Origin of the sequence: Hydrogenophaga atypica (genome assembly GCF_042665215.1) — a bacterium.
GTDB lineage: Bacteria > Pseudomonadota > Gammaproteobacteria > Burkholderiales > Burkholderiaceae_C > Hydrogenophaga > Hydrogenophaga defluvii_A.
The window spans coordinates 1-557 of sequence record NZ_JBHTCA010000086.1 but is presented as its reverse complement, the minus strand read 5'-3'; the positions used below and the strand labels follow the sequence as shown (position 1 = coordinate 557).

Genomic DNA, 557 nt, shown 5'->3' with positions numbered 1-557 from the left:
AAGGCATCGCGTGGCGATGGCAAAGCGTCGATGGCGCGATGATGAAGGCACCCTTGGCACAAGAAGCTGTCGGCCCGAACCCGACGGACCGGGGGAAAAAAGGGAAGCAAACGCCACCTGCTGGTGGACGGCCGTGGCGTCCCGTTGTCGCTCGTCGTGAGCGGGGCCAACGTCCACGACTGCAAGAGGCTTGATGCGGTGCTCAGCGCCGTTGTCATCAAACGCAAGAATCCACCCCACAGGCGAAACAAACACCTTTGCGCCGACGCAGGCTACCGTGGCGCCGAGCATCTGCGCACCATCGAGGGCCACGGCTACATCCCTCACGTCGTCAGTCGCCGAACGGAGGCAGCAATCAAGAGGCGCACCCCGGAGAAGAAGGCCAGGCGCTGGGTTGTTGAGGTTTGCCATAGCTGGTTCAACCGTTTCCGAAAACTGCTCGTGCGCTACGAGAAGCTCGAGCGCAGCTTCCTCGCACTCAACCATCTCGCGGCGGCGATCATCGCGTTTCGCAAGGTGCCTTTGAGTGTCAACATAATTTACGGATAGATTCTAAG

General features: G+C 60.3%; 1 pseudogene. It reads left to right on the top strand.

Annotated features, from left to right (window positions below):
- Positions 1–549: pseudogene (locus ACFQPB_RS23895) on the top strand (IS5 family transposase); the annotation flags it as partial.
- Positions 550–557: the final 8 nt, after the last annotated feature.